This window comes from Gemmatimonas sp. (genome assembly GCF_044376735.1).
GTDB lineage: Bacteria > Gemmatimonadota > Gemmatimonadetes > Gemmatimonadales > Gemmatimonadaceae > Gemmatimonas.
This window is the reverse complement of record NZ_JBILKJ010000038.1, coordinates 1-25,110: the sequence shown is the minus strand read 5'-3', so window position 1 is coordinate 25,110 and position 25,110 is coordinate 1. Positions and strand designations below refer to the sequence as shown.

Here is a 25,110-nt window from a genome sequence, read left to right as displayed (position 1 = left end):
TTGATCGCACTGACGATCCCCCTCTATCTGCTGTACGAGGTGTCGATCACGGTGTCGAAGTTCATCAGTCATCGCCGCGAGCGGCGGATCGCTGCCGGGGACGAGTGAGTCGCTCGGTGCCCGCACGCGCGGTCAGTGTTCACAACCGATGGTGCTCGGTCGTGAGAGTGATGCTGGGTATGGTGCTCGGTTCGCTTATGGTGGCGGCGCCACTGACCGCGCAGCGGCCCGTTCCCGCTCGTTCCGGGGCTGGCGCCAAGCCGGTACCGGGCAAGACTCCGGCGAAGGATAGTCTGGCGCAACTGAGCAAGGATCGTGAGGTGTTCAATTGGACGCCGCCCGACTCGCTCATGCGCGCGCTCCTCGATCGCGAGGGGTACCGAAGAGTCCAGTATCAGGGCGACACCGTTTTCTTCGATGCCCGCGCGCGCGCGTTGGTCCTCAAGGGAAAGCCGTCGGCCGTGCAGCGCGATGAGACCATGATCATCGGTGACTCGATCGTCTACAGCGACTCAACCAAGCGCGTTCTCGCGATGGGTGACACCGTGTTGTTGCGCGATCCGCAGCAACCGGACGCCGATGACTTCATTGCGAGAGGTCGAATCGAGTACGACCTGCAATCGAAGCAGGGGGTGACCGGCGCCTTCTCAACGTCGGTGACGTCGGGGCAGCGGCTGTACCTCAGTGCCGAGCGCGGCACGATTATCTCCGATTCCCTGGTCAGTGGGCGGCATATCGTGTTCGCCAAGAACGGGTCGTTCACGTATTGCGATCATGCCGAAGCACATTTCCACTTTACTTCGAAGGACATGAAGTTCGTGTCCGAGAACGTGATGGTGGCCCGGCCTGGCGTGCTGTACATCGGCGAGGTGCCGGTGTTCTGGATTCCGTTTTTCTTCCAAGACGTGCGTAGTGGCCGCCGCAGCGGCATGCTGACGCCGAACTTCGGTATCGCGGAGCTGTTCAGGAACAGCCCGTCTTATCGCCGCAGCGTCACGAACATCGGCTATTTCCTCGCGATCAGCGATTACATGAACGCCGAGGCGTCGTTCGATTGGCGATCCGGTGCGCGAAGCACCGACCAGGACCCGGGCTTCGTGCGTGGGAACGTCGAGTTACGCTACAAGTGGCTCGACCGGTTCATCAGTGGTGAGACTGCCGTGTCGTATCTGGCGCAGCGGAACGGTACGACCAACACCTCGATCACCTGGAATCACAATCAGGACTTCTCCCGTCAGACGCGCCTGACGGCTCGTCTGAATTGGGTCCAAAACACGCAGATCCAGCGGCAGACAACGGTAAACCCCACGGCTGCCAATGCGACGATCCGTTCGCAGCTGAACTATCAGACGAAGATCGGACCCGCACAGATCAACGTGGGCGGGAGCCGTGTGCAGTATCCCGGGCGTACTCAGGTCGACATGGACTTCCCGTCGCTGAACGTGACGGCTGGTACGCTCGCCGGCGGCCCATTCTCGTGGACGCCGTCCCTTCGACTTGCGGTCAGCGGACAGAGCAATATCGATCAGGGACTGCAGTTCCCGTACGTGTACAATATCCGCCCAGGCGGTGGCATCGACAGTTCGCGCTTCAGCGCGAGCCGGCGCAACATGCAGTTCGGGTTCGAAACGCCGATCAAGATTGGCGATTGGCAGTGGAACAACTCGTTCACGCTCAGTGATCAGTACCGCAATTTTCCGGAGCAGCGCGAGATCATCGGCGTGCGTGACACGTCGATCCGTTCCACGCGGATCTTCGCCAGGACCTACGAGTCGAACTTCGACTGGGTGACGTCGTTCGGCCTGCCGCGATTCTTCCAGGGCACCTGGAACCTGTCACCGTCCATCTCGGTCAACAACGTCGATGGCGCATCCGGATTATTCGTGCGCACAGAGCGAAGCGGTGGGAAGTGGGTGCAACAGTCGAAGCGGCTGAGCTATGCCTTGTCGTCGTCGCCGACGCTCTACGCGATGCTACCGGGGATCGGCTCGGTCGCCAAGTTCCGTCATTCGATCACACCGGGGCTCAGCTACAGCTACTCGCCGAACGCCAGCGTGAGCGACGAGTATTTGCAGGCCCTTGGACGGACACGCGTGGGATACCTCTCAGCGCTCGCGCAGAACCGTGTGTCGCTGAATCTCGCGACCAACCTCGAGGCGAAGCTCAAGGCGAATGCCGACTCGACGCCGGAGTCCGGCAAGAAGATCAAGCTGTTGGCTCTGAACTTCTCCTCGCTGACGTACGACTTCATCCGAGCCGATTCGACCGGCAACGGGTTCACCGACAAGATGTTTACGATCTCAGGGCGGACGGATCTACTGCCCGGACTCGACTTCCGCACGTCGTACGATCTCTTCCAAGGGGATCCGGCGTCGGATACCGCCACGTTCAGTCCGTACCGCACCGATTTCGGCGTCACCTTTTCGCTCAACGCCAAGTCAGGACTCGTGGCGCTGTTCGGTCGCCTCCTCGGCATGTCGACCGCGCTCGAGGCGATCGACAGCACCAACGCACCTCGCAACGTCGCTGACCAGAACGTGGCGCAGCAGAGCCGCCAGATGAACGCGGCCGGTGGTGGAAATATGCGCGGCATGCAGGCGTCGCTGCCGACTGGTGGCGGTTGGAACCTGAACCTGCAGTACAATGCGGCGCGTCAGCGGCCGCCGCGTGGCGGTACGCAGATCGTGAATGATCCATCAACGTTCTGCGAGCCACAGCGTGCGCTGGGCCTATTTGTCTACGATCAGTGTCTGATCAACGCGCAAAGTGCGCAGGCGACCGGGCTCACGTCGGGACAGAGTGCGATCGGCGCCCCGGTATTCATCCAGCCGGCCACGCAGAACGTGTCGGCAACGATGTCGTTCAATATCACCGAGAACTGGTCTGCGCAGTGGAGCACGCAGTACGACGTGGAGCGGGCCCGCTTCGCCAGCCAGCAGGTCGGTTTGCAGCGACAGTTGCATGACTGGAATGCCGTCTTTTCCTTCTCGCAGACGCCGAGCGGCAGTTTTGCCTTCAACTTTTTCATCGCGCTGAAGGCACAGCCGGAGCTGAAGTTCAATTATGACAGACAGACGTACCGGTCGTTGTCCAGTGGGTACTGATCCGTCGGCGCCGCCGGCGCAGCGACAGCACTCGATGCTGCTGCTGGACGGAGGTTCGCTACAGATTGCCGACGTGATGGCCGTGGCGGACGGCACGCTCGTCGTCGGCCTAGCCCCTGAGGCGCGGGCGCGGATGCAGGTCACTCGCGACGTCGTCGATCGTGCCGTGGCACTCGCGGAGCCGGTGTACGGGATCAATACCGGTTTTGGAAAGCTGTCCGAGGTCACGATTGCCGGCGACCAGCTCGTCGCGCTCCAGCGGAACCTCGTGCGCAGCCATGCGGCCGGCGTTGGCGATGCGCTGCCGGAGCGCGAAGTCCGTGCCATGATGCTGCTGCGCGCCAACGTACTCGCTACGGCCTACGCGGGCGCTCGTCCCCTCGTCGTGGAATCCTTGCTGGCGATGCTCAATGCGGGCGTCTGGCCAGTCGTGCCGGAGCAGGGGAGTGTTGGCGCGAGCGGTGATCTCGCGCCGCTCGCGCATCTGGCGCTCGCGCTCATTGGCGAAGGGACGGCCCGCTTTCGGGGACGTGAAGGCCCCTCGCACGCGTTGCTCGCCGCGGCTGGGCTCTCAGTCGTGACGCTCGAAGCGAAGGAAGGCCTCGCCCTTATCAATGGCACCCAGGCGCATACCGCCGTCGCGTCGCTGGCATGCGGCGAGCTCACTCGGCTCTGGCATGTGGCGCATGTCGCAACGGCAATGAGTTTAGAAGCGTTGCTTGGTACCCCGGATGCGTTCGATGCGCGCATCCAGGACGCGCGCGGTCAGCCGGGGCAGAGGGAGTCGGCCGCGATGATGCGCAGGCTGCTCGAAGGTAGCGAGATTCGCGAGTCGCACCGCTTCGGGGATCCGCGCGTGCAAGACGCGTATGCGTTGCGGTGTGTGCCGCAGGTCCATGGCCCAGCGCTCGACGCTCTACGATTTGCCCGCGGGGTGATATCGCGTGAACTCAACGCCGCTACCGACAACCCGTTGGTCCTCGCCACCGGTGAGTTGCTCAGCGGCGGTAACTTTCACGGGCAAGCCGTGGCGATGGCGAGCGATCTGCTAGCAATCATCTGTGCGAATCTTGCCGTTATCAGCGAGCGGCGTACCGACCGCTTGGTCCACCCTGACTTCAATCAGGGACTTCCGCCTTTTTTGGCCGGCTCTCCGGGGCTCGAGTCGGGGCAGATGATGGCGCAAGTCACGGCCGCTGCCTTGGCGAGCGAGTGCAAGGGCTTGGCACATCCGGCCAGTGTCGACTCGATTCCAACCGACGGCAACAAGGAGGACGTGGTCCCGATGGCCATGGGCGCCGCGACCAAGTTGCGCCGCTCCGTGCGGAACCTCCGGCACGTCCTCGCAATCGAGCTTATCGCGGCGGCCGAAGCGCTTGAGTATCGCCGTCCGCTGCGCAGCAGCGCGGCGGTGGAGCGCGCGCACGCGATTGTCCGCCGGCACGTCGCCCGATCTACGGGCGACCGGTCTCCAGCGCCCGATATCACGCGGCTCGGCGACGCCGTCGCGTGCGGCGAATTCGACGCAATCACCGAGGAATTCGTCGTATGAACGACACCGTGAGCAGCGCTCCGCAGAGCGCGGCGCCCACCGCGCCCGGCGGTGGCCCGCGTGAAGTGCGCGCTCCCCGCGGTCGAGCGATGCAGTGCCGCGGGTGGGAGCAGGAGGCGGCGCTTCGAATGCTGATGAACAATCTGGACCCCGACGTCGCCGAGCGTCCCGACGACCTCGTTGTGTACGGTGGGACGGGCCGTGCCGCGCGCTCGTGGGAGGCCTTCGACGCCATCGTACGCACGCTGCGGACGCTCGCCGACGACGAGACGCTGCTGGTGCAGAGCGGCAAGCCAGTCGGGGTTTTTCGCACGCACGTGGATGCCCCCCGCGTATTGATCGCCAACGGGAACTTGGTGGGCCGTTGGGCCAGTTGGGATGAGTTTCGGCGGCTCGAGCGGGCGGGGCTGACGATGTACGGACAGATGACGGCTGGTTCGTGGATCTACATCGGGTCCCAAGGCATCGTGCAGGGTACGTACGAGACGTTCGGCGCGGTCGCCACCCGGCACTTTGGCGGTACCCTCGAGGGGCGGCTGGTAGTCACGGCGGGCTTGGGCGGTATGGGCGGCGCGCAGCCGCTGGCGGCGGCGATGCACGGTGCGGCGATCCTCGGTGTAGATGTCGATGCGTCGCGCATCGAGAAGCGCATCGAGACGCGCTACTGCGACCGGATGACGGCGTCCCTGGACGAGGCGCTCGCGTGGCTCGCCGAAGCCCGGGCGGAACGCCGTGGACTGTCCGTGGGATTGGTGGGCAACGCCGCCGAGGTGCTACCCGAGCTCGTCCGACGCGGGGTGATCCCTGACGTGGTGACCGACCAGACCAGCGCGCACGATATGCTGGTCGGCTACGTCCCAGCCGGCCTCTCGCTACCCGAGGCGGCCGTGTTGCGTGCGACCGATCCCGCGGGGTACATGGCGCGGTCTACGGCGTCGGTCGTAGCGCACGTGCGCGCCATGCGCGCAATGCAAGACCGTGGTGCGATCGCGTTCGACTACGGCAACAACATTCGGACGGTCGCGTTCGATGCTGGTCTCGACGATGCATTCCGGATTCCCGGCTTCGTACCGGAGTATGTCCGGCCCCTCTTCTGCGAAGGCAAGGGCCCGTTCCGTTGGGTGGCGCTGTCCGGTGATCCGGCCGACATCGCGCGTACGGACGAGTTGGTGCTCGAACTCTTCCCGCATGATGCGCAGCTGCGTCGCTGGATCGAACTTGCGCGTGAGCGCATTGCGTTCCAGGGCTTGCCAGCGCGCATCTGTTGGCTTGGCCAGGGCGACCGTGCGCGGTTTGCGCTCGCGCTCAACGATCTCGTGATGCGCGGTGAGGTGTCTGCGCCGATCGTCATCGGCCGCGATCATCTCGACACCGGCAGTGTCGCCTCGCCCTTTCGCGAGACGGAAGCGATGCGGGACGGGAGCGACGCGATCGCGGATTGGGCGATTCTCAATGCTATGCTCAACGTGGCCAGTGGCGCCTCGTGGGTGTCGTTTCATCATGGCGGAGGCGTCGGGATCGGCAATTCGTTGCACGCCGGTCAGGTGATCGTGGCCGACGGGAGTGAGCGCATGCATCGTCGGCTCGAGCGCGTGCTCACTAACGATCCCGGCATCGGAGTCGCCCGGCATGCGGATGCGGGCTACGACGTTGCGATCGCCACTGCTGCGCGCGAAGCGATTCGTCTGCCGATGCAGGAAGGCTGATGCTGTCGAGCCGATATCGTCCGTGGCACGTACCGATCTTCCTCGGGAAGTACGCGTGGCTTCGAGCGCGGAATCGCCCGGTGCTGCTCAATTTCGAAGTCACCATGCGCTGCAACGCGAAGTGTGGCTTCTGTGACTATTGGAAGACGCCAGCCGAGGCGAAGCAGGGGGAGATCAGCGACTTTGCCGAGATCGCTCGTCGCTTCTCGCCGATGCTGGTCACCTTCACCGGCGGTGAGCCGACGCTGCGCAAGGACCTCGAGGAGATCGTAGCATCGGTGCGGAGGGCGGTGCGTTATACGTACGTGCAGATGATCACGCACGGCGCGATGCTTTCACTCGACCGCGCGAAGTCGCTGTGGGATGCTGGCGTCGACCAGTTCAACATCTCGCTGGACTACCTCGATAACCGACACGACGCAGCTCGTGGCATCCCGGGGTTGTCGGCCAAGATTCTCGACCTGGTGCCGGGCATGAAGGCAGCGGGTATCGGAAGCATACGCTTCAACACCGTGATCAAGAACGACAATCTTGACCAGATCATGCCGATCGTGGAGCGAGCGGCCACCCTGGGCGGCGGCGTGAACTTCTCGCTGTATACCGACTTCAAGAACGGCAACGGCGACTACCTGCTTGGCGAAACGCAGCAGCTCGAGCTCGAGAAAGTCGTTCGGCAACTGCTCGCCTACAAACGGGGTACACGCGGAGTGATCACCAACTCCGATTACTATCTCGAGCAGATTCCACGGTATGTCCGCGGCGAGATGACGGAACCCTGTCGGAGCGGATCAACGACCATACATATCGATCCGCAAGGTATGGTGCGCCGCTGTCCCGACTTCAAGCCCGATGGCCCGTGGCAAGCCTACAAGGGTTACGAGCCCATCAACTGCAATGCCTGCTTCTACGCCTGTCGCGGTGAGGCACAGGCACCGCTGCGCCTCATGTCGCGCGTACGCGACGTGATGGCATGAACCATCCCCACCCGATGCGCGAGGACGATGTCACGCTGTTCGTGAATGCGAGGCAAACCGTGACGTGCGCCGGGCCGGCGCGCGCGCGGCGTGGCGCCGAAATGGGGGATGCGGACGTTCGATCCGGTGTGGGCGTGGCGGTGCAGGGCGATCGGATCGTTGCCGTCGCCGCCGACGAAGCGTTACGGCGCAGATTCCCGAATGCCACCGAGATCGACTGTGGTCAAGGCGTGCTCGCGCCCGGGTTCGTCGACTCGCACACGCACACGGTGTTCGGGCGTGCGCGCTACGAAGAGCATGAACTCCGAGCGACCGGTGTGCCGTATCTCGAGATCGCGCGGCGTGGTGGTGGAATCCATGCCTCAGTGCGGGATCTTCGTGCCCGAAGCGACGACGACCTGTTCGCGCGCGCGGTACCTCGGTTGCAGGCGCTGGCCGCGGGCGGCGTCACGACGGTGGAAATCAAGTCCGGGTACGGACTCACCGTGCAAGATGAGTTGCGCACGCTACGGGTTATTGCCCGCCTCGCCTCGATCGGCCCGCTCAACGTCGTCGCGACGTGTCTCGGTGCGCACGAGGTGCCGCTCGAGTATCGCGACCGACCCGATGGTCGGGCGGCGTGGCTTGACTGTCTCTCGGATGAGCTGTACCCCGCGGTGGCCGTCGAGCAGTTGGCACGCTTCGCGGACGTTTTCTGCGAACCCGGGGTGTTCACTGTGCCTGAGACGCGACGACTGCTGGAGTCAGCTCGCCGCCACGGCATGGCGCTGAAGCTTCATGCCGACGAGCTGCACGATGGCGGGGCGGCGGTACTTGCCGCGGACATGGGGGCGACGAGCGCCGACCATCTGGCGGCCATCTCGCCCGAGGGGGTGGCCGCGCTGGCGGCATCGTCGACCGTCGCCACCCTGCTTCCGGCGACGATGCTGTTTCTGGGAACGGGGCGACAGGCGCCGGCCCGAGCGATGATCGAGTCGGGGTGCGCGATCGCCGTGGCCACGGATTTGAATCCCGGCACGTCGCCGCTGCAGTCGTTCCCATTGGTGCTGACCTTGGCGGTCAGCCAGCTTCGGCTGTCGGCGGCCGAGGCGTGGATCGCGGGTACCGTCAACGGGGCTGCGGCGCTGGGACTCGCCGGCGTGACCGGACAACTCCGCGAGGGATTTCGGGCCGACATCGCCGTGCATGCCACCGATGACTTTCGGGCGTTGCCTTACTGGTTCGGCGAGCGTCTGTGTCAGGTGGCGTGGGCCGGCGGGCGTGCTTGTCACACGTCCGCGTGAACCCTAGCTTCCCTAGTCTCTGTTCCGGCCCGCTCGCGCTCGTCCCGCGCGCCCGCCGAAGGGTCGTTGCACCAGCTACTTGGAGTCATTCTCGCGCTCATGTCTAACGCCGCGAAGCACCGGAAGAAAGCGGCTGAATTCGAGCAGCTGAGACAGATCGATCGCGCGATCGCCTCCTACGTCCGAGCCATCGAGGAGAGCGAGCAAGTCGGCGAAGACGTCGACGTCGCGCTGCTCAATAAGGTCGGCGACCTGGCCTTGCGGCAGGGGCGGGTGCCCGACGCCATCACGTATTACGAGCGCGCCGTCGAGCATTACGCGAACTCCGGCCTGTTCAACAACGCCATTGCGCTCTGCAACAAGATCCTGCGGAACGCGCCGGGTCGCGCGAACGTGTACTTCACGCTTGGACGGATTTGCGCCGGCAAGGGCCTCCGCGGTGACGCAACGCGCAATTTCCTGGAGTATGCGACGCGGATGCAGCAGGAAGGACGTGTCGACGAGGGGATGCGCGCGCTCGCCGAGGTGGCCGACCTGATGCCCGACCTCACTGAGGTCCGTCGTCTGGTGGACGAGCACGCCGACCGGGCGGGAATTGTACTGCCGCGACGGAGCACGCCGTCGATCGCGACGGTCGCGGTGAGCGACGAGGTCGCGCCATCGGGCTTTCGAGAGAAATCGCAGAACTTGGTCTTCCTCGAGGTGGACTACGGCGCGCCGAAATCGCGCGGGACGCCAGTGCGCTCCGTGGGCTCGGCGCAGACCCCGGTCGTGCCGGCGTCTGCCATCGAGGAACCGGTAGCCGATCGCGTGGTCACGTCGCCGTCCGAAGCGACGGCCGCGTCAGCACCGCCGTCGGCAGCACCGAGCGAGGCGGCCCCGGAACCCTCGGGTAGCCCGTCGCTCGACGAGTTCATGCTGTTCGATCCCGAGGAGGTTCGCGCTCAGGATGACGCAGCGGACCCCGTCATCGATCTCGAGGTGGCCGATGTGGCGATCGGGGAGGAGCTGGCCACTGAACGGCAACCAGCCTTCGAAGCGCCCCTCGGCGTGGCCGATGCCGCATCGGTTCCGTTCGAGTGGCTGACGGTCGACGAGGCGGAGTCGCTTCCAGACCCGTATCGCCAGTTCGGCGGGGCGATCGCCGACGATGATGCGCATACCGCTGAGGATCCAGGCGTCTCGGATGGCACTGGCGCCGAGACGCCGCTCAACTCGCCCGTTCTCGACTGGATCGAGATCGAGGAAGTGGAGAATCTGGAACCTGAGGTTGTTGAGCCGGTTTCGAACACCGAGGCGCCCGAGAGCGACGCGATCGTCGCTGGGGCGCCGTTGGTCGCCGATGCCGAGCCCGTGTCGGCGCCGGAAGACGCCTCAGCGCTGATGGCCACGGAACGGACGCGCGTCGACGAGCAGCCGGTCGTCGTTTCGCGTCCGCCTTTCCGGCTCGATCCGCACGATTTCATCCTGCCGGGTGAACTCCCTCCGCTGATGCTAGACGATGCGCTCGTCGAGGCCGGCATCGCTGCCACCCTCGTTGAGCGAGATGCGGCCGTGCTGACCGATGCCGCGGCGGCGGTTGACGCGGACGACCAGGCAGAGGCGTTTGCTCGGGAGATTGAGGAGGACGTCGGTAGCGTCGACGCCGATGTCGAGACGGCGCGACCGGAGGGCGCGGCCGGGCTCGCCCCGCTGGACGCGGCGCCCACGGATCGCACGCGACCGGTCATGATTACGCCGTCGCTGCCGATCGCGGCCGTGGCCGCCGAGGCGAAGCTGGTGGCGACCTCGCGACGTGATGGCCTGCGGTCGGCCGTCGCCAAGCTGCCGCACGACTGGTTCCTGCGTCGTCGTCTCGCCGAGGCCTTGTTCGAGGCCGGCGAACGAGACGCTGGACTCGCTGAACTTGAGGCGGCGCAGCAGGGCCTCGTCGCGCAGGGTGACTTGCGTGCCGGTGCCGACATTGCCGATACGCTGGTTCAGGTCGCCCCAGAGCGCGTGGCGTTCCATCAGAAGCGCGTTGAGCTGTCGGTGCGTCTCCAGGATCAGGAGCGGCTCTGTGTCGCCTACCTCGACCTGGCCGATGCGCTGGTGCGGATCGGCGAGGAGAATCGTGCCCGCGCGGTCTTTTCCCGCGTGTTGGAGATTGATCCCTACGACGACCGGGCCCGGGCGGCACTCGGGACCGCTGCGCCGCCGCCGCCCCCGCAAAAGGGACGCGACGCTCACTTCGTTGACCTCGCCAACTGGCTCCGGGACGACGAAGCTCCGTTGTCGCCGCGGATCCGGATGCGGGAGCCCGTAATGAGCGGTGATGAACAGGCCGATTTCGATGCGCTGCTCAGGCACTTTAAGGAGGGGGTCGCGCGTTCGCTGGGTGAGGACGACTACGAGAGCCATTACGACCTCGGCGTTGCCTACAAGGAAATGGGTCTTCTCGACGACGCCATCGAGGAGTTCCAGAAGGCGTTGCGAAGCCGGTCCCATCGGCTTCCCGCCTACGAGGCCTTAGGGCAGTGTTTCGTGGAGCAGGGTCGGCATCAGGTGGCAGCGACCGTGCTGTCCCGGGCGCTTTTCGAGCCCGGGTTGAGTGACGAACAGCGCGTCGGGGTCCTTTATCTTCTCGCATATTCGTGCGAGGCCCTGCAGCGTTGGGACGAGGCTCGTAGCTATTATCAGCGCGTATATGCGACAGATCCCCATTTCCGTGACGCTGCCGCCAGACTGGCAGCGCTCGACCAGGTAGCTCGATGACGCTTTCCACGCGGAGGCGGACACCGACGGCGTTAGCGGCGGCCCTGCTCGACATTCAGGCGCCGGTGCAGGACGACCTGTCCAAGGTGTCGCAGGAGTTGTGGCGCATCGTTTCGGCGGATGTTCCGCTCGTCAACGAAGTGCAGGAGCATCTGATGGGGATGAAGGGGAAACTCTTCCGACCCACGTTGCTGTTGCTGTCCAGCAGTGTGGAACGCGAGCCGCCCGCTCGTGCGATCACGTTTGCCGCGATCATTGAACTCATCCACCTCGCCACGCTCGTTCACGACGACGCCGTGGATCACTCGGTGCTCCGGCGTGGACTGCCAACGGTGAATTCGTTGTTCAGTCACCAAGTCTCGGTGATCATGGGCGATTACCTCTATTTGCGGGCGCTTCGCGAACTCGTGACGCTCGGCGATCTCGAGGCGATGAAAGCGGTGACGTTCGCGTCGAACGAGATGACCCTGGGGGAGATTCGGCAGCTCGCGGCGTACGACGCGCTGGCCTTCAGCGAGCGGGATTACGAGACGCTGATCCGCGCGAAAACCGGTTCGCTTTTCAAGGCCTCCTGTGAAGTCGGCGCGCTCTGTGGTGCCCCCGCCCATCGGGCGTCGCTCGCGCGATTCGGGGAGCGGTTGGGCATGGCCTTTCAGGTCGCAGATGATCTGCTGGACTATACCGAAGGGCAGGAGATGACCGGAAAGCCAAGCGGTCTCGACCTGAAGGAGCACAAAGTCACGCTCCCGCTGATCGCCGCGTTGCGCGAGATGCCCTCGTCCGCGCGGACTCGGGTGGAGGCGTTGTTTGCGGCACCCGAGCCTGACGACGATGCGATCGCTGAGGTGATCGCGATCGTTCGCGACCATGGCGGTTTGGACTATGCCCGCCGTCGAGCGGACGAGTTCTCTCGCGAGGCGGAGGATGCGCTGGCGGAGCTGCCCGATGGCGCGGCGCGGTCAGCATTGACGGACGCCATCGCGTACGTTGTGGAGCGGCGCTGGTAATGGGCCGCGGACCATCCAAGCACCGTCCGGTGTTTCACATTCTGGTACTCGCCTCCGGATTTGTGGCCGGTGGCTTGTTGACGCAGGTGGCTCGTCGGTTTCTGCCGGCTGGCGCTGTGAAGGAGTTCCTGACGACCGGGGTGACGCCTGCGATCGGCCCGCTTCCGATCGACCTGATTATATTGAAGTTCGCTGTTGGACCTGTCGCCCTGGACGTCTCACTCTTGAGCCTCCTGGGAGTATTGATCGCTTACCTGATCGCGCGGTCCCTCTTCTAGGAGATTCCTATGGGTTTACAGAATTTCGGCTTCATGGAGATCATGATCATTCTCGTGATTGTGCTACTCCTGTTCGGAGCGAAGCGCATTCCAGAGATCGCGGGCTCGTTCGGAAAGGGCATCAACGAGTTCAAGCGCAATCTCAGTGATGCGCAACGTCAGATCACCGATCCGGCTCCTCGCAACGATCGTGTGGGCGGCGGCGCCGCGGAACAGACGACGGCCGACGAAGAGCGCCCGGAACCGAAGCGTTTGCTCAACTGAACGCGCTGTTCGTCGACACAAAGAAGCCCCCGCGATGCCAGGCATCGCGGGGGCTTTCTCGTGCCTTGTGCGGCCGACTAGACGCCTGACTGACGACGCAGGGCCGACATGACGGTTGGGCGCTTGTCGACGACGGTTACGCTTTCCCGAAGGTTGGTCAGAAACTCGTCGACCCGCTGCTGGCGCATCGACTGCACGAGCTGTTGACGCTGCGTGGCCTTGTCGGTTTCGAACGCCGGACGGCTGGCATCGGTGCGGCTGTCGACGCGAAGCACGACCATGCCATCAACTGCCTTGAACGGCCCGCCCACTTGACCGACCGGGACGGTGAAGGACCCGCCGATTGCCGGTTCGAACTGCCCCAGCCCCTGCACGGCATCGACGCGGGCGAACGCGGGAGACTTCTCGACCTGCAGGTTGCGCTGGGCCGCTGCCGCTTCGAGCGTCGAGGTGCGCGCGGCGGCCGCGAGCTGCGCGGCGATCGGACGCAACTTCTCGATGCGCTTCTCCTTGGCGAGGCGTCGGCGAATGTCCTCCTTCACTTCCGACAACGGCTGCTGGCCACCAGACGCGATCGAGTCGACCCGGGCGAGGTAGTACGCCTCGGGAGAATCGAACAGATCGCTCGTCTCGCCAGCCCGAACGCCCGAGAACGCCCATGCGCTCACGCTGGGCACGTAGCGACCCGCGTACGACAGCGGTTCCTTCTCGAACACCACGACCGAGGCCGGTGACAGGCCGAGCGCCTTCGCGGCCGCGTCGAACGCCTTCGGATCTTCCTGACTGCCCGCCTTGCTGGCCAGCGAGTCGGCACGACGATCGGTACGCGTCGCGGTAGAGTCACTCTGGCCGATCGACACGAGAATGTGGCGAACGTCGAGGGTGTCACCAGACTTCGAGTCCACGCGGATGAGGTGCCAGCCAAACGGCGTGAGCACCGGCTGGGACAGCTCGCCCGGCTTCAGGGCGTACATCGCTGTCTCAAAGTTCGGTGTAAAGCGGCCGCGTCCACCCTTGCCCAGCGAACCACCCGTCGCGCCGGAGGCGCTATCGGTGGATTCCCTCTTGGCAACGTCTTCGAACTTCGCGCCAGCGACGATCTCGGCACGCAGCTTCTCGATGCGCGACTTGGCGTCCGCCGAGTCGGCCGCCGTAACAGTGCGTGGGACCGTCAGCAGGGAAACGACGGCACGGCCGGGGCGCGTAAAGCGCTTCTTGTTCCGATCGAAGAACTGCGAGATCTCGGCGTCCGAGACAGTGACGGCCGTGTCGGTGAGGGCACTCTGGCCCACCAGCACATAACTGACCTGCGCGCTGTCGTGGCGATCACGGTAGATCTGCCAAAGCCGTTCGTCGGACACGTAGGCGTCGGACGCGATCTGGTCGAACAGCTTCTGCTTCGGGATCTCGTTCCGATAGTAGGCCTCGAGACCGGCCAGCATGCCTGACTGCCGAGCCATCGGGCTGGCGAGCAAACGCTGATACTTCGAGAGGTCGAAACGGCCGTCGGTTTGCAGATCGGGCGACTGCATGGCCTGCGGCGGGGGAGCGAGTCGTGCCGCTTCGAGGATTTCGTCGTCAGTAACCGTGATGCCGCGACGCTTGTATTCCTGCTGGAGCAGCAGCTCCGTGACCAGTTCGTCGTACGCACGGTCTTCGAGCGTCTTTCGCTCGTCGAGCGTGAGTCCCCGGCCGAGCTGCTGCTGCTGCTGCTGCTCGAGGGAATTCACGGCATTCTGCCAGGAAGTCAGCAGGATCTCTTCGCCGTTCACCGTCGCAATGGCGGTGGAGGTCGTCACGGGCGAGCGGCCTGCGAGACCCGAGGTCTCATACAAGAGGAAACTGCCGACGAAAGCCACGATCAGCACGATCCAAATGTATTTCGCGGCGCTCCGCATCGATTGCAGCACGGGGCGAGACTCCTTGGGGCGGAAAAGCTGGATAAACAGAAAGGCACACGCACCCCCATGGGAGCAGCGCATGCCGAAGAGACCGTTAAGCTAGCCGCCGCGAGTCGCGAATAGCAAGACGAGCGGAGACGAAGCATCACTTCATCGCGAATGGCTTCCCGGAACGGCGACAAGTAATAAGTTGTGGAGGGGCCCGTCACCCTGACGGAACGGGTCCCGCGCAACGGGCCGGGAAACATCACTACGAGGGCGCTGGACGGATGACCACTGCTGCCCGGATCGACGAGCTCCGGAAAAAATTCGAGGAGAACCCGCGACGGTATTTCGCCCCATTGGCGAACGAGCTGCGGAAGGCCGGAAACCTGTCGGAGGCCATCGCCCTCTGTCGGGAATTCCTGCCGAAGCAGCCTGAGCACATGAGCGGGTTCATCGTGTTTGGCCAAGCATTGTACGAATCAGGCGACCTGCCTGAGGCTCGTGCGGTGTTCGGGCAGGCACTTTCCCTCGATCCGGAGAATCTGAAGGCCCTCCGCCACCTCGGCGACATCGCCAAGTGGGAGGGGGACACGGTCGGGGCGCGCCGCTGGTATGAGCGAGTCCTGGATGCGGATCCGCGTAACGATGACATCGCTGCCCAGTTGGCGACGCTCGCCACCCCAGCCTACGTCTCGCGTGTCGTGCCGGAGCCTCCCTCCTCACCCGTATCGGCGCCCGTTTTCTCTGCGCCCCCGGTCTTTCTCGGCGCCATTCCGACGCCAGATGCGGCGTTACGCGCGGTGGACCTCGACGAGATCAGCGCCCGCCTGCGTGGACCCGACGAGCCGTCGCCGGCGCGCGTCGAGACGCCGCTGCCGACGGCTCCGGCTCCCGCCGCCCCTGACAGCGATTTGCTCGATCTCGAGGCGGTCGAGGACGTTGCCGACGCCGGCGCGGACACCGAGGCGGCGGTCAAGGTGGTGGAGGCCGTCGTTGCCGACGATCCATTTGGGTTCAGTGAGACGGTCACGGAGGAGGTACCCTTTGAAGAGGGGCTGATCGCGCCGGAATGGCCCGACACGTCGGTGCTGGTCGCGCGTGGCTCGACGCCGCGCCCCGCGTCGCCGACGTCGCCCTTGGCGATGGCGCCGGACGTGGTCGAAGCCTTTGGCCTGGAGTTTGGTGAACCGATCCCGAGTGAACCGATTGAGGCTGACGCGCACGCCGAGGCGATGCTGATGACTGGCGCGGCGCACGATTTCCGCCTGGCCGACGACGTCTCGGTCGCTGACGCGGCTGAGGGCGCGGTTGAGGTCGAAGGCGAGCTGGCGACCGAAGTGGAGCAGGAGGCGGGGGGGGACGCTGCGGATGAGCCGCAGCCGACCGCTCACGGTACGCCGATCGACGAGGCACTCGACCCACTGGCCAATACGGAACCCGAGTGGATCGTCGCGGCACCGTCGGCGCCCGCGCCGACCACCGACGATGACTTTCCTTGGCTCGCGCCGGCTCCAGAACCGTTGTCCGTTGTCGATTCGATCGAGATCGACGTGGCCACGTTCCTTCGATCGGCGACGCCGGTTGAGGACGTCGTCGAGCCAGCGGCGCCCGTGCTGGACGGGATGCCTGACGTGTCGGCGATTTTCATGGATAGTGGCGATGATTCGGACGACGCGGCGTACGAGTCCGACTCGGTCGCCTCCGGTCTCACCGAGGTCATCAGGGAAGAGCCCGCCCCTGCCTTCGTGACTGAAACGATGGGTGAGCTGCTCGTGTCGCAGGGCTTCACCGCCCGCGCCGTGACGGTGTACGAAGAACTCGTGCGTCGGCGTCCCTACGACCCGGTGCTGACGTCCCGATTGGCCGAGTTACGCGAGCGCCTTTCGGCCGAATCGGCACCCGCGACGCCCGCGTTCCCGACGCCCGCGTTCCCGACGCCCGCGTTCCCGACGCCCGCCTTTCCGGCTGCATCGTTCGGCACACCCGCCGTTGGAACCCCTGCGTTCGTCGGAAGTGTGACGCCACCGTATGCGACCCCGCTGTCCGCAACGCCGATCTCGTCGCCCGCCTACCATGAATCGCTCTTCGCGGACGACTCGGTTGATCGCGTGACCGCGCGTGAACGCTTCAGTCGCCTCGCGTTGCGTCGCGTCCCCCGTCGTACGCCGCCCCGCACCGCGGTGGCGGTCGATCCGCTGTTCAGTCAGCTTGTGTCGCTCTTTGGCGCTGAGGCGCCCGAGCATGACGATCGCGCCGCCCGCGCCCTCGCCGAGGCCTTCGCACCAATCGACGAGATTGGCCACGTCGGCAAGGAACGACCGTTCGAGGAAGCGATGTTCGGCGGCGCTGATCGCGCGGTCACGCCCACGCGGTCGGCCACGCCGATGACCACGACTGCGGTCTCCGACCCCGCAGGACTCTTTTCGTTCGACCGGTTTTTCCCGGATCCTGCCACGTCGTCGTCGCACGCGGTCGGATCGTCGGAGCATCGAACGCCGGCGCCGGAGCCGACGTCCGAACCGCTTCCACCCAGTGGGTCTCCCACCGTGAGCGACGATCTGGCGGAGTTTTCCGAGTGGCTGAAAGGGCTCGGGAATCCGTGATCATCGGGATTCTTCACGGTCCGAATCTCAACCTGTTGGGCACGCGCGAGCCGCACCTGTACGGCACAGCGACGCTAGACGATATCACGGCCAGTCTCACCCGAGTCGCGGCTGATCTCGGCGTTGAACTGCGGGTGGCGCAGTCGAACAGCGAGGGGACGCTGATCGATATCGTCCATGAATGGCGCGGTCTGGTGCGCGGCGTGGTCGTCAACGCCGGCGCCTATGCGCATACCAGTCTGGCGCTGCGCGATGCCTTTGCGGCCACCTCGCTCCCCTTCGTGGAGATTCATCTTTCCAACGTATACGCGCGTGAAGCCGAGCGGCATCACAGCATGCTGGCTGGCGCAGCGATCGGTACGGTGACGGGACTTGGTGCGCAGGGCTATGAATTCGCGCTGCGCGGGCTGGTCTCAGCCCTGCGTCAGCGCTAGTGAGGACCGCCGATGGCCCTGCGCCGGTCGATACCCGGCCCGCGCGGTTGGCGGCGATTCGTGACGCGCTAGCCCGAGCCGACCTCGACGCTCTGTTGGTCACGTCATTACCCAATGTCCGGTATGTCACGGGATTCTCCGGCAGCAACGCGCTGCTGACGATCACGGCTAAGGACTGCGTCCTGTTGACCGACTTCCGGTATGCCACGCAAGTCGATGAGGAGGTTGGCGGAGCCGCGACCGTGCGCATCGAGAGCACGAACCTGTGGGCGGGGCTCTGGACCCAGCTCTCGATCATGGCAGGCGTTGAGCGGATTGGCTTTGAGACGGTGCACTTGACGCACCACGACTTTTCCCGCCTGCTCGAGCAAGGAGCGCGCTGGTCGTGGCGGCCCACCACCGACGTCGTGGAAACGCTCCGTGCCGTGAAGGACGCTGGGGAGCTGGGCCACATTGAACGCGCCATCGTCATGGCGGAAAGCGCGCTGCACCAGACGGTGCCGCTGTTGCGCCCGGGACTGACCGAGACCGCGGTGGCGGGAATATTGGAGCATCACCTGCGCGACGCCGGGAGTGAGACGTTCCCATTTCCGAGCATCGTGGCGTCCGGGCCGCGTTCGGCGCTACCGCACGCCCGAGCGGGCGATCGAGTACTCAACGCGGGCGATTTCGTGCTGCTGGACTTCGGCGCCGTGGCGGCGGGCTATTGCTCCGATATCACGCGCACGTTCGTGCTCGGACGGGCCTCCGACGAGCAGCGCGAAGTCTACGACATCGTTCGGGAAGCGAATCGACTCGCTTCGGGTGCGATTCGGGTCGGAATGACGGGGATGGCTGCAGATGCGGTCGCGAGAGGCTACATTGCCGATCGTGGGTTCGGTGAGGCGTTCGGACACTCGCTCGGTCATGGGATCGGGCTGGAAGTGCACGAGGCACCTCGCTTGGCCCGCGTCGTCGAGACTCCCCTTGCGTCCGGCACGGTGGTGACCATCGAGCCCGGGATCTACCGGGCAGGCTGGGGTGGGGTGAGAATCGAGGATAACGTATTCCTGTCCGCTGCCGGGCCACGAGTCCTGACCGGTTTCTCGCGCGACCTGCACGAACTCTCCTGATGTCTGAACGCTCGGCGCTCTCTGCGCTGATGATCCCCTTTGACTCCCCCGCCATGATCGACCTGCGCTACGTGAAGAAGCTGATCGAGATGCTCGACGGCTCCACGGTGGATTCCATCGAGATCTCCTCCGACAAGGGGATGAAGCTCCGAATCTCGAAGAGCTCCCAGCAGCGCGTCGCGGCCGTGACGGTCGCGCCCACGATGGCCGCACCTGTCGCGTTGCCTCCCGTGTTGCCCGCCAGTGGGTCGGAGCGTCTTGGAAGTGAGGGAGCCGCTGCGGCGCCGAAGGCCGAGGCACCGAAGGTGGCACTCCTCGAGATCAAGTCGCCGATGGTGGGCACGTATTATTCGGCCCCCGAGCCCGGAGCGAAGCCGTACGTCAACGTCGGCGATCGCATCAGTAAGGGGCAGATTGTGTGCATCATCGAAGCGATGAAGATCATGAATGAGCTCGAGTCCGAATTCGATGGCGTGGTGCGCGAAGTGAATGTCACGGATGCGCATGCGGTAGAATACGGACAGGTGCTCTACCGCATTGATCCGGCCGGCTGAGACGTGATGACATGACGATGGTGTCCGGTGCCGCTCCAACAACGGTCTCGACGACGGCGCCTGGATCGGGCCTCGATCTGAAGGCCGCACTGCTGCGAATGGTGCGTGAGGGCGCTTCTGACTTGCACCTCAAAGTCGGACGCCCGCCCACGCTCCGATTGCACTCGGACCTCGTCCCGCTCGACATGCCGCCAATGCGGCCGGAGGAACTCCGGTCGCTTGCCGAGCACCTGCTCCCTCCGGCGCAGTTGCGCGAGTTCGTGGAGCTCCGCGAGTCGGATTTCGCGATCAACGTCCCGGGAATCGGACGGTTCCGCGTCAATGTGTATCAGCAGAAGGGCACAGTGGCGTTCGCCATGCGCGCCATCGCCCACGCGGCGGCGTCGATCCGCGACCTGAATTTGCCCCCGGTACTGGAGCAATTGGCGCTCAAGCCCCGGGGCTTGGTGCTGGTCACCGGCGTAACCGGGTCCGGCAAGAGCACCGCGCTGGCTGCGATGATGCACCACATCAATGAGCGCCGCAGCGCCAACATCATCACGATCGAGGATCCGATCGAGTTCGTGCACCGCGATGTGCAGAGCCATATCAACCAGCGGGAAGTAGGCACGGACACCGCGTCCTTCTCGCAGGCCTTGCGCCGTGTGCTCCGTCAGGATCCCGACGTGGTCATGATCGGCGAAATCCGGGATCTCGAGACGCTTGATGTCGCGCTGAAGGCGGCCGGCACGGGACACCTCGTCTTTTCGACGCTCCACACCACCGATGCGACGCTCACCATCAATCGCATCCTGTCGTTCTATCCGCCGCATCAGCAGAACGAAGTACGATTCGCGCTCGCCAACGCGCTCTCCGCAATCATCTCGCTCCGTCTCGTGCCGCGGGCGGATCGCCCGGGCCGGGTACCCGCTTGTGAGGTCCTGGTCAACACCGAAGCGGTCCGCGACCAGATTCGCGACGTGACGACCATGCTGAACATCCCCGACCTGATCAAGGAGGGGAGCCTGGCGTACGGGATGCAGAGCTTCGACCAGTCGCTGATGAGCTGGTACTCGCGCGGGGTGATCTCCTACGAGAACGCCCTCTTCCATGCGACCAGCCCCGCCGAGTTTGCGCTCCGCATTCAGGGGGTCAACGGATCCAGCGATGCGACCTGGGACGGTTTCCGGCAGGGCAGCGACGCCCGCTGATTGACCGCGGCGGGACTGGCGGCAGGGCTTGGACCCTGCCACCATACGGGATGTTCAAAAAGGTCCTGATCGCCAACCGCGGCGAGATCGCTCTCCGCGTCATTCGTGCGTGCCGTGAACTCGACATTCAGACGGTCGCCGTGTATTCCGAGGCCGACCGCGAGTCGCTGCACGTGCGCTTTGCCGACGACGACGTCTGTATCGGCCCCGCACCGGGTCGTGATTCATACCTCAAGATCCCGCGCCTGATCGCGGCCGCCGAGATTACCGGCGCCGACGCGATCCATCCCGGCTACGGGTTTCTCGCGGAGAACGCGGAGTTCGCCGAGACCTGCCGCGCCACAGGAATCGCCTTCATCGGCCCGACGCCGGAGCAGATTCGTGTCATGGGCGACAAGGCCTCGGCCCGACGGGCTATGGCTGAGTGCGGGGTGCCGATCGTTCCAGGGTCACCGGGCCCGGTCGATGACCCTGAGGAGGCACTGGAGTTTGCCCGCGGCATCGGCTTCCCCGTGATCATCAAGGCGGCGGCAGGTGGCGGCGGTAAGGGGATGCGGGTCGCGCGCGATCCCGATGACTTCCTGCGCTCGTTCCAGCTCGCGCGTTCCGAAGCGCTCTCGGCGTTCGGTAACGGCGACGTCTACGTCGAGAAATTCCTCGAGCGGCCGCGCCACGTCGAGTTCCAGGTCATGGGCGACATGCACGGCAATGTGATTCACCTCGGTGAACGCGATTGCTCGGTGCAGCGTCGTCACCAGAAGCTGATCGAGGAAGCGCCGTGTCCCGTCATGACGCCGGAGCTGCGCGAGAAGATGGGCGAGGCGGCCGTTCGTGGCGCGAAAGCGATCAACTATGTCGGCGCCGGCACCGTGGAAATGCTGCTCGATGAAGACGGCTCGTTCTTCTTCATGGAGATGAACACGCGCATCCAGGTGGAGCATCCCGTCACGGAAATGCTGACGGGCGTCGATCTGGTGAAGGAGCAGATTCGCGTGGCATCCGGTCTGCCGTTGTCGATTCTGTCGACGCCCGCTTTCCGCGGCCATGTCATCGAGTGCCGCGTGAACGCGGAAGATCCGGCGCGCAATTTTCAGCCGTCTCCCGGCAGACTGGACGTTTTTCACCAGCCAGGTGGCCCCGGCGTTCGCGTCGACACGCACGCCTATGCCGGCTACACGGTGCCGCCGTACTACGATTCCATGATTGCGAAGCTCATCGTCCAGGGCAACACCCGGGAAGAGGCGCTCAAGCGCATGCAAATCGCCCTCGAAAGCTTCGTGATCGAGGGAGTGAAGACGACGATGCCGTTTCTCGCGCGGGTGATGCAGCACCCTGGCTTCAAGGCCGGCAAGGTGCACACCAAGTGGCTCGAGTTCGAAGGGTCTGACCTGCTCAAGGAACCCACATAGTGCGCATCGATGTGCTGCTCGGCGAGGCGCAGGTCGCCGCGGCCGATGTGGCAGATCGTGTCGTCGTGGTGATCGACGTGCTCCGCGCGGCGACAACCGTGGCGGCCGCGCTCGATGCGGGCGCGCGTGCCGTGATCCCGTTCGAGACGGTGGACGAAACCGCCTCACGAGCGAAAGCCTACGTGCGCGGTGAGGTCCAACTCGCCGGTGAGCGGCGCATGGTGAAGATCGACGGATTCGACTTGGGGAATTCTCCCACCGAGTACACGACGGCGTCGGTCGAGGGACGAACGATTCTGTACACTACGACCAACGGCACGATGGCCTTGGCGGCAACCCACGGCGCTCGGGTGTGCTATTTCGCTGCGTTCGTGAATGCCGCTGCGACGGTGGCGTCAGTGCGGTCGGCGATCATGGTCGGCGGGGACGTCACGATCATCTGTGCTGGTCATGAGCGCCATGTGGCGCTTGAGGATGTGGTGTGTGCCGGACGGCTCGTGCGAGGCATCTCGGCAGAGCTGCCTGGCGTCACGCGGGGGGACGGTGCGCGGGTAGCGGAGATGGCCGAGCGTCCGTTCATCGGTGGCATCGCGTCGGTGGCGCTCGAGGCCGACCACGCCAAGTCGCTCATCGCGGCGGGCTTCGGGCGTGACGTCGAATTGTGCCTTGCGCTGGATCGCTACAATCGGGCGGTGCGCTACCACGATCGGCAGCTGCAGCTGGAGCCCGTGACGGGGGCGGGCGACTGAGTATGGAACCCGCCGTGCTGCGTCGCGAGCTTGCGGCGGTCGCGCTCACGCTGCTGGCGGTCTTTCTCGTCGGCGCCCTGATCTTCAATGCGCCCGAGCAGGGGCAACGGTGTCTCGAGGCGGTTGGTGTATTCGGGCCAGCGGGGACGTGGGGGCGCTGCGCGTTGGTGAGCACTGTCGGCATCCCGGGGGCGGCGATCGTCGCGATCGGGTGCCTGGTGGTAGCGCTCACGCTTTCCGGACGGATCGCGCGGGCCAATGATGCCAGCGATTGGGGCGTGCTCTTCGCGGGCACCGTGACGTTGGTGCCGGTGGCGATCGGCCTTGCGCTCGGTGGCGAGCCCTCGGCGTCGAACAGCTCGGGATTGTGGGGCAGCTTTGCCGCCCACTATCTGCGCAAGGGCCTCGGGTCCGCTGGCGCGTGGGTGTTGTTCCTCTTGGCCACCAGCGCGTTGACGGTGGCCACCCTGCGTTGGAATCCGCTGCGTCTGTTGCTGGGCCCCGGTTCTCACAATGAAGAATCGCCCGGCGAGACAGCGCCGCGGGTCGTGGTCAGCAGCCGCAAGCGACCGACGCTGGCGCAGCAGCTCGAGCCCGAACCGGACGAGCTTCCGGCCATCGACCCCGCGCTGGCCCGGGATGTCTTGGCGCTCGACCAGTCCGGCGCGCGCTACGCGCCCCCCGAGGCCGGACGTGACACGGGGAAGGCCAAGAAAGCGCCGAAAGAGGCGCCGCGTCCGGTGCCCGCGGCGGTGGAGGCAGCGCTTGATGCCTCATCGGAGCCCTCGCCATTCAGCGATGACTTGCCCCCGACGACCCTGCTGACCGCGGCACCTGCCCGGAACGCCGACGTCGGGAAACGCGAGTTGGACCTTGCTGGTGAGAAGCTGATGGCCACCCTGCGAACGTTCAAAGTGGACGGCGAGTTGGTCGGGCGCACGACCGGACCAACGGTGACGCAGTTTGAAATCGAACCCGCGCCGGGCGTCAAAGTGCGGCAGATCGCGGCGCTGGCGGACGATCTGGCGTTGGCCATGCGCGCGCCGAGTATTCGGATCGTCGCCCCCATTCCGGGACGGGGAGCCGTCGGCGTTGAAGTTCCCAACCCGACCCCGGAAATGGTGGTCCTGCGCGAAGTCGTCGAATCGGCGGAGTTCCGGCAACTGCGTGCCGCGCTGCCTATTGCCCTCGGAAAGGATCTCGAGGGGCGTGCGGTGATCGCCGACCTCGCGAAGATGCCGCACCTGTTGATCGCCGGCGCGACGGGCTCGGGCAAGTCGGTCTGCGTGAACACGATCATCACGAGCCTCGTGTATCGGCACACGCCCCGCACCCTGCGCTTTTTGATGGTTGATCCAAAAATGGTGGAACTCAGCGTGTACAACACGCTGCCGCACCTGCGCCACAAAGTCATCACAGACAACCGCGATGCGGCGTCGGTGCTCAAATGGGCGGTGATGGAGATGCAGGATCGCTACCGGTTGCTGGAAGCGAACGCGTGCCGCAACCTGCAGGAGTTCAATCGTCGCGTGCAGCAACATGCCGATGGCGAGGGCGCAGCGGTGCAGAAGCCGCGCAATCTCGAAGTGGCCTTCGAAGATCGCACCTACACCGGCGGCGTGTTGCCGTACATCGTGGTGGTAATCGATGAGATGGCCGACCTCATGATGACCGTCCAGGCGGAGGTCGAGACGCCAATCGCGATGCTCGCGCAGAAGGCTCGTGCTATCGGGATTCATTTGATTTTGGCGACGCAGCGCCCCAGCGTGAATGTGATCACGGGGCTCATCAAGGCGAACTTCCCCTGTCGGATCGCGTTCCGCGTGGCATCCCAGGTGGACAGTCGCACCATCATCGACGGGGCCGGCGCCGAAGCGCTTCTCGGTAACGGCGACATGCTGTTCATCCCGCCGGGGAAGTCGGAGCCCGCTCGACTGCAGGGCGCTTATCTCTCCAGCGAGGATACGGAGAAGCTGCTTACGTGGTACGCCGATGCGCGTGCCCGTCATGAAGCCGCCGAGGGGGTGGGGACGGCCGAACCGGACATTCTGGAGACCGTTCGTGCCCTCGAGGCGAAACGCGACGGTGGCGACGACGACGACGGGGACCGGGCCTCCAACGATCGGGACGCCCGCTTCCGGGAAGCGGCGGAAGTCGTGATTCAGCACCGCCAGGGGTCGACCTCGCTACTACAGCGACGGCTGAAAATCGGCTACGGGCGCGCCGCACGTATTATTGATCAGTTGGAAGC

General features: G+C 65.0%; 18 protein-coding genes and 1 pseudogene. 18 read left to right on the top strand and 1 reads right to left on the bottom strand.

Annotation, left to right across the window (positions count from 1 at the left end; translation table 11 throughout):
- Nucleotides 1-170: 170 nt before the first annotated feature.
- The 10 genes and pseudogenes from ACIRA7_RS07975 to ACIRA7_RS07930 all read left to right on the top strand — a co-directional run bounded on the left by ACIRA7_RS07975 (nt 171) and on the right by ACIRA7_RS07930 (nt 12,922).
- Nucleotides 171-3,104, top strand: a complete 2,934-nt coding sequence (locus ACIRA7_RS07975; protein WP_396220324.1) for a putative LPS assembly protein LptD — start codon at nt 171-173, stop codon at nt 3,102-3,104.
- A gap of 34 nt (nt 3,105-3,138) precedes the next feature.
- Nucleotides 3,139-4,656, top strand: coding sequence for a histidine ammonia-lyase (gene hutH / locus ACIRA7_RS07970; RefSeq protein WP_396220323.1), 1,518 nt, complete (start codon nt 3,139-3,141; stop codon nt 4,654-4,656).
- Nucleotides 4,653-6,362 carry a urocanate hydratase gene (gene hutU / locus ACIRA7_RS07965; RefSeq protein WP_396220320.1) on the top strand — a complete coding sequence of 570 codons (1,710 nt, stop codon included), beginning with the start codon at nt 4,653-4,655 and terminating at the stop codon, nt 6,360-6,362. The genes hutH and hutU overlap by 4 nt, the downstream gene beginning before the upstream one ends.
- The gene (locus ACIRA7_RS07960) at nt 6,362-7,336 is read left to right on the top strand and encodes a radical SAM protein (RefSeq protein ID WP_396220319.1); all 975 of its coding nucleotides are present in this window, start codon (nt 6,362-6,364) and stop codon (nt 7,334-7,336) included. The genes hutU and ACIRA7_RS07960 overlap by 1 nt, the downstream gene beginning before the upstream one ends.
- Nucleotides 7,333-8,619 carry an imidazolonepropionase gene (gene hutI / locus ACIRA7_RS07955; protein ID WP_396220318.1) on the top strand — a complete coding sequence of 429 codons (1,287 nt, stop codon included), beginning with the start codon at nt 7,333-7,335 and terminating at the stop codon, nt 8,617-8,619. Before ACIRA7_RS07960 ends, hutI begins: the two co-directional genes overlap by 4 nt.
- Before the next feature lie 99 nt (nt 8,620-8,718).
- A pseudogene (locus ACIRA7_RS07950) lies at nt 8,719-8,877 on the top strand (hypothetical protein); the annotation flags it as partial.
- A 15-nt stretch (nt 8,878-8,892) separates the two neighbouring features.
- On the top strand, nt 8,893-11,373 hold the full coding sequence (locus tag ACIRA7_RS07945; protein WP_396220322.1) for a tetratricopeptide repeat protein: 2,481 nt from the start codon (nt 8,893-8,895) through the stop codon (nt 11,371-11,373).
- Nucleotides 11,370-12,380, top strand: coding sequence for a polyprenyl synthetase family protein (locus ACIRA7_RS07940; protein ID WP_396220317.1), 1,011 nt, complete (start codon nt 11,370-11,372; stop codon nt 12,378-12,380). The genes ACIRA7_RS07945 and ACIRA7_RS07940 overlap by 4 nt, the downstream gene beginning before the upstream one ends.
- Complete coding sequence (locus tag ACIRA7_RS07935) at nt 12,380-12,658, top strand: DUF4321 domain-containing protein (protein ID WP_396220316.1); 279 nt, start codon at nt 12,380-12,382, stop codon at nt 12,656-12,658. Before ACIRA7_RS07940 ends, ACIRA7_RS07935 begins: the two co-directional genes overlap by 1 nt.
- 9 nt (nt 12,659-12,667) lie before the next feature.
- Nucleotides 12,668-12,922 (top strand): twin-arginine translocase TatA/TatE family subunit, encoded by a 255-nt coding sequence (locus tag ACIRA7_RS07930; RefSeq protein ID WP_396220315.1) that lies wholly within the window; start codon nt 12,668-12,670, stop codon nt 12,920-12,922.
- A gap of 77 nt (nt 12,923-12,999) precedes the next feature.
- Here the strand turns inward: ACIRA7_RS07930 and ACIRA7_RS07925 are convergent, their stop codons facing one another.
- Nucleotides 13,000-14,820 (bottom strand): peptidyl-prolyl cis-trans isomerase, encoded by a 1,821-nt coding sequence (locus ACIRA7_RS07925; RefSeq protein WP_396220321.1) that lies wholly within the window; start codon nt 14,818-14,820, stop codon nt 13,000-13,002.
- Nucleotides 14,821-15,092: 272 nt separating this feature from the next.
- Between ACIRA7_RS07925 and ACIRA7_RS07920 the strand changes: the two genes are divergently transcribed.
- From ACIRA7_RS07920 to ACIRA7_RS07885, 8 genes are all read left to right on the top strand, one after another.
- Nucleotides 15,093-17,411, top strand: coding sequence for a tetratricopeptide repeat protein (locus ACIRA7_RS07920; RefSeq protein ID WP_396220314.1), 2,319 nt, complete (start codon nt 15,093-15,095; stop codon nt 17,409-17,411).
- A complete protein-coding gene (gene aroQ / locus ACIRA7_RS07915) occupies nt 17,384-17,845 on the top strand; it encodes a type II 3-dehydroquinate dehydratase (protein ID WP_396220313.1) in 462 nt (153 codons plus the stop codon). The genes ACIRA7_RS07920 and aroQ overlap by 28 nt, the downstream gene beginning before the upstream one ends.
- A gap of 47 nt (nt 17,846-17,892) precedes the next feature.
- Entirely contained in the window at nt 17,893-18,957 is a 1,065-nt protein-coding gene (locus tag ACIRA7_RS07910) for a M24 family metallopeptidase (RefSeq protein ID WP_396220312.1), read from the top strand.
- Nucleotides 18,957-19,511: an acetyl-CoA carboxylase biotin carboxyl carrier protein gene (accB, locus tag ACIRA7_RS07905; RefSeq protein WP_396220311.1), complete on the top strand. Its 555-nt coding sequence runs from the start codon at nt 18,957-18,959 to the stop codon at nt 19,509-19,511. Before ACIRA7_RS07910 ends, accB begins: the two co-directional genes overlap by 1 nt.
- Nucleotides 19,512-19,522: 11 nt before the next feature.
- Nucleotides 19,523-20,701, top strand: coding sequence for a type IV pilus twitching motility protein PilT (locus tag ACIRA7_RS07900; RefSeq protein ID WP_396220310.1), 1,179 nt, complete (start codon nt 19,523-19,525; stop codon nt 20,699-20,701).
- A 50-nt stretch (nt 20,702-20,751) separates the two neighbouring features.
- The gene (gene accC / locus ACIRA7_RS07895) at nt 20,752-22,110 is read left to right on the top strand and encodes an acetyl-CoA carboxylase biotin carboxylase subunit (protein WP_396220309.1); all 1,359 of its coding nucleotides are present in this window, start codon (nt 20,752-20,754) and stop codon (nt 22,108-22,110) included.
- Entirely contained in the window at nt 22,110-22,859 is a 750-nt protein-coding gene (locus ACIRA7_RS07890) for a 2-phosphosulfolactate phosphatase (RefSeq protein WP_396220308.1), read from the top strand. Before accC ends, ACIRA7_RS07890 begins: the two co-directional genes overlap by 1 nt.
- A gap of 2 nt (nt 22,860-22,861) precedes the next feature.
- Nucleotides 22,862-25,110 (top strand): DNA translocase FtsK (locus tag ACIRA7_RS07885; protein ID WP_396220307.1); only part of this gene is annotated, 2,249 nt, incomplete at its 3' end.

What these genes read in the sequence shown, in the direction of transcription:
- accC (WP_396220309.1), top strand. Translation starts at nt 20,752, where the DNA reads ATGTTCAAAAAGGTCCTGATCGCCAACCGCGGCGAGATCGCTCTCCGC.
- ACIRA7_RS07935 (WP_396220316.1), top strand. Translation starts at nt 12,380, where the DNA reads ATGGGCCGCGGACCATCCAAGCACCGTCCGGTGTTTCACATTCTGGTA.
- ACIRA7_RS07975 (WP_396220324.1), top strand. Translation starts at nt 171, where the DNA reads ATGCTGGGTATGGTGCTCGGTTCGCTTATGGTGGCGGCGCCACTGACC.
- ACIRA7_RS07920 (WP_396220314.1), top strand. Translation starts at nt 15,093, where the DNA reads ATGACCACTGCTGCCCGGATCGACGAGCTCCGGAAAAAATTCGAGGAG.
- hutU (WP_396220320.1), top strand. Translation starts at nt 4,653, where the DNA reads ATGAACGACACCGTGAGCAGCGCTCCGCAGAGCGCGGCGCCCACCGCG.
- ACIRA7_RS07940 (WP_396220317.1), top strand. Translation starts at nt 11,370, where the DNA reads ATGACGCTTTCCACGCGGAGGCGGACACCGACGGCGTTAGCGGCGGCC.
- hutH (WP_396220323.1), top strand. Translation starts at nt 3,139, where the DNA reads ATGCTGCTGCTGGACGGAGGTTCGCTACAGATTGCCGACGTGATGGCC.
- hutI (WP_396220318.1), top strand. Translation starts at nt 7,333, where the DNA reads ATGAACCATCCCCACCCGATGCGCGAGGACGATGTCACGCTGTTCGTG.
- ACIRA7_RS07925 (WP_396220321.1), bottom strand. Translation starts at nt 14,820, where the DNA reads ATGCGGAGCGCCGCGAAATACATTTGGATCGTGCTGATCGTGGCTTTC.
- ACIRA7_RS07930 (WP_396220315.1), top strand. Translation starts at nt 12,668, where the DNA reads ATGGGTTTACAGAATTTCGGCTTCATGGAGATCATGATCATTCTCGTG.
- ACIRA7_RS07900 (WP_396220310.1), top strand. Translation starts at nt 19,523, where the DNA reads ATGACGATGGTGTCCGGTGCCGCTCCAACAACGGTCTCGACGACGGCG.
- ACIRA7_RS07960 (WP_396220319.1), top strand. Translation starts at nt 6,362, where the DNA reads ATGCTGTCGAGCCGATATCGTCCGTGGCACGTACCGATCTTCCTCGGG.
- accB (WP_396220311.1), top strand. Translation starts at nt 18,957, where the DNA reads ATGTCTGAACGCTCGGCGCTCTCTGCGCTGATGATCCCCTTTGACTCC.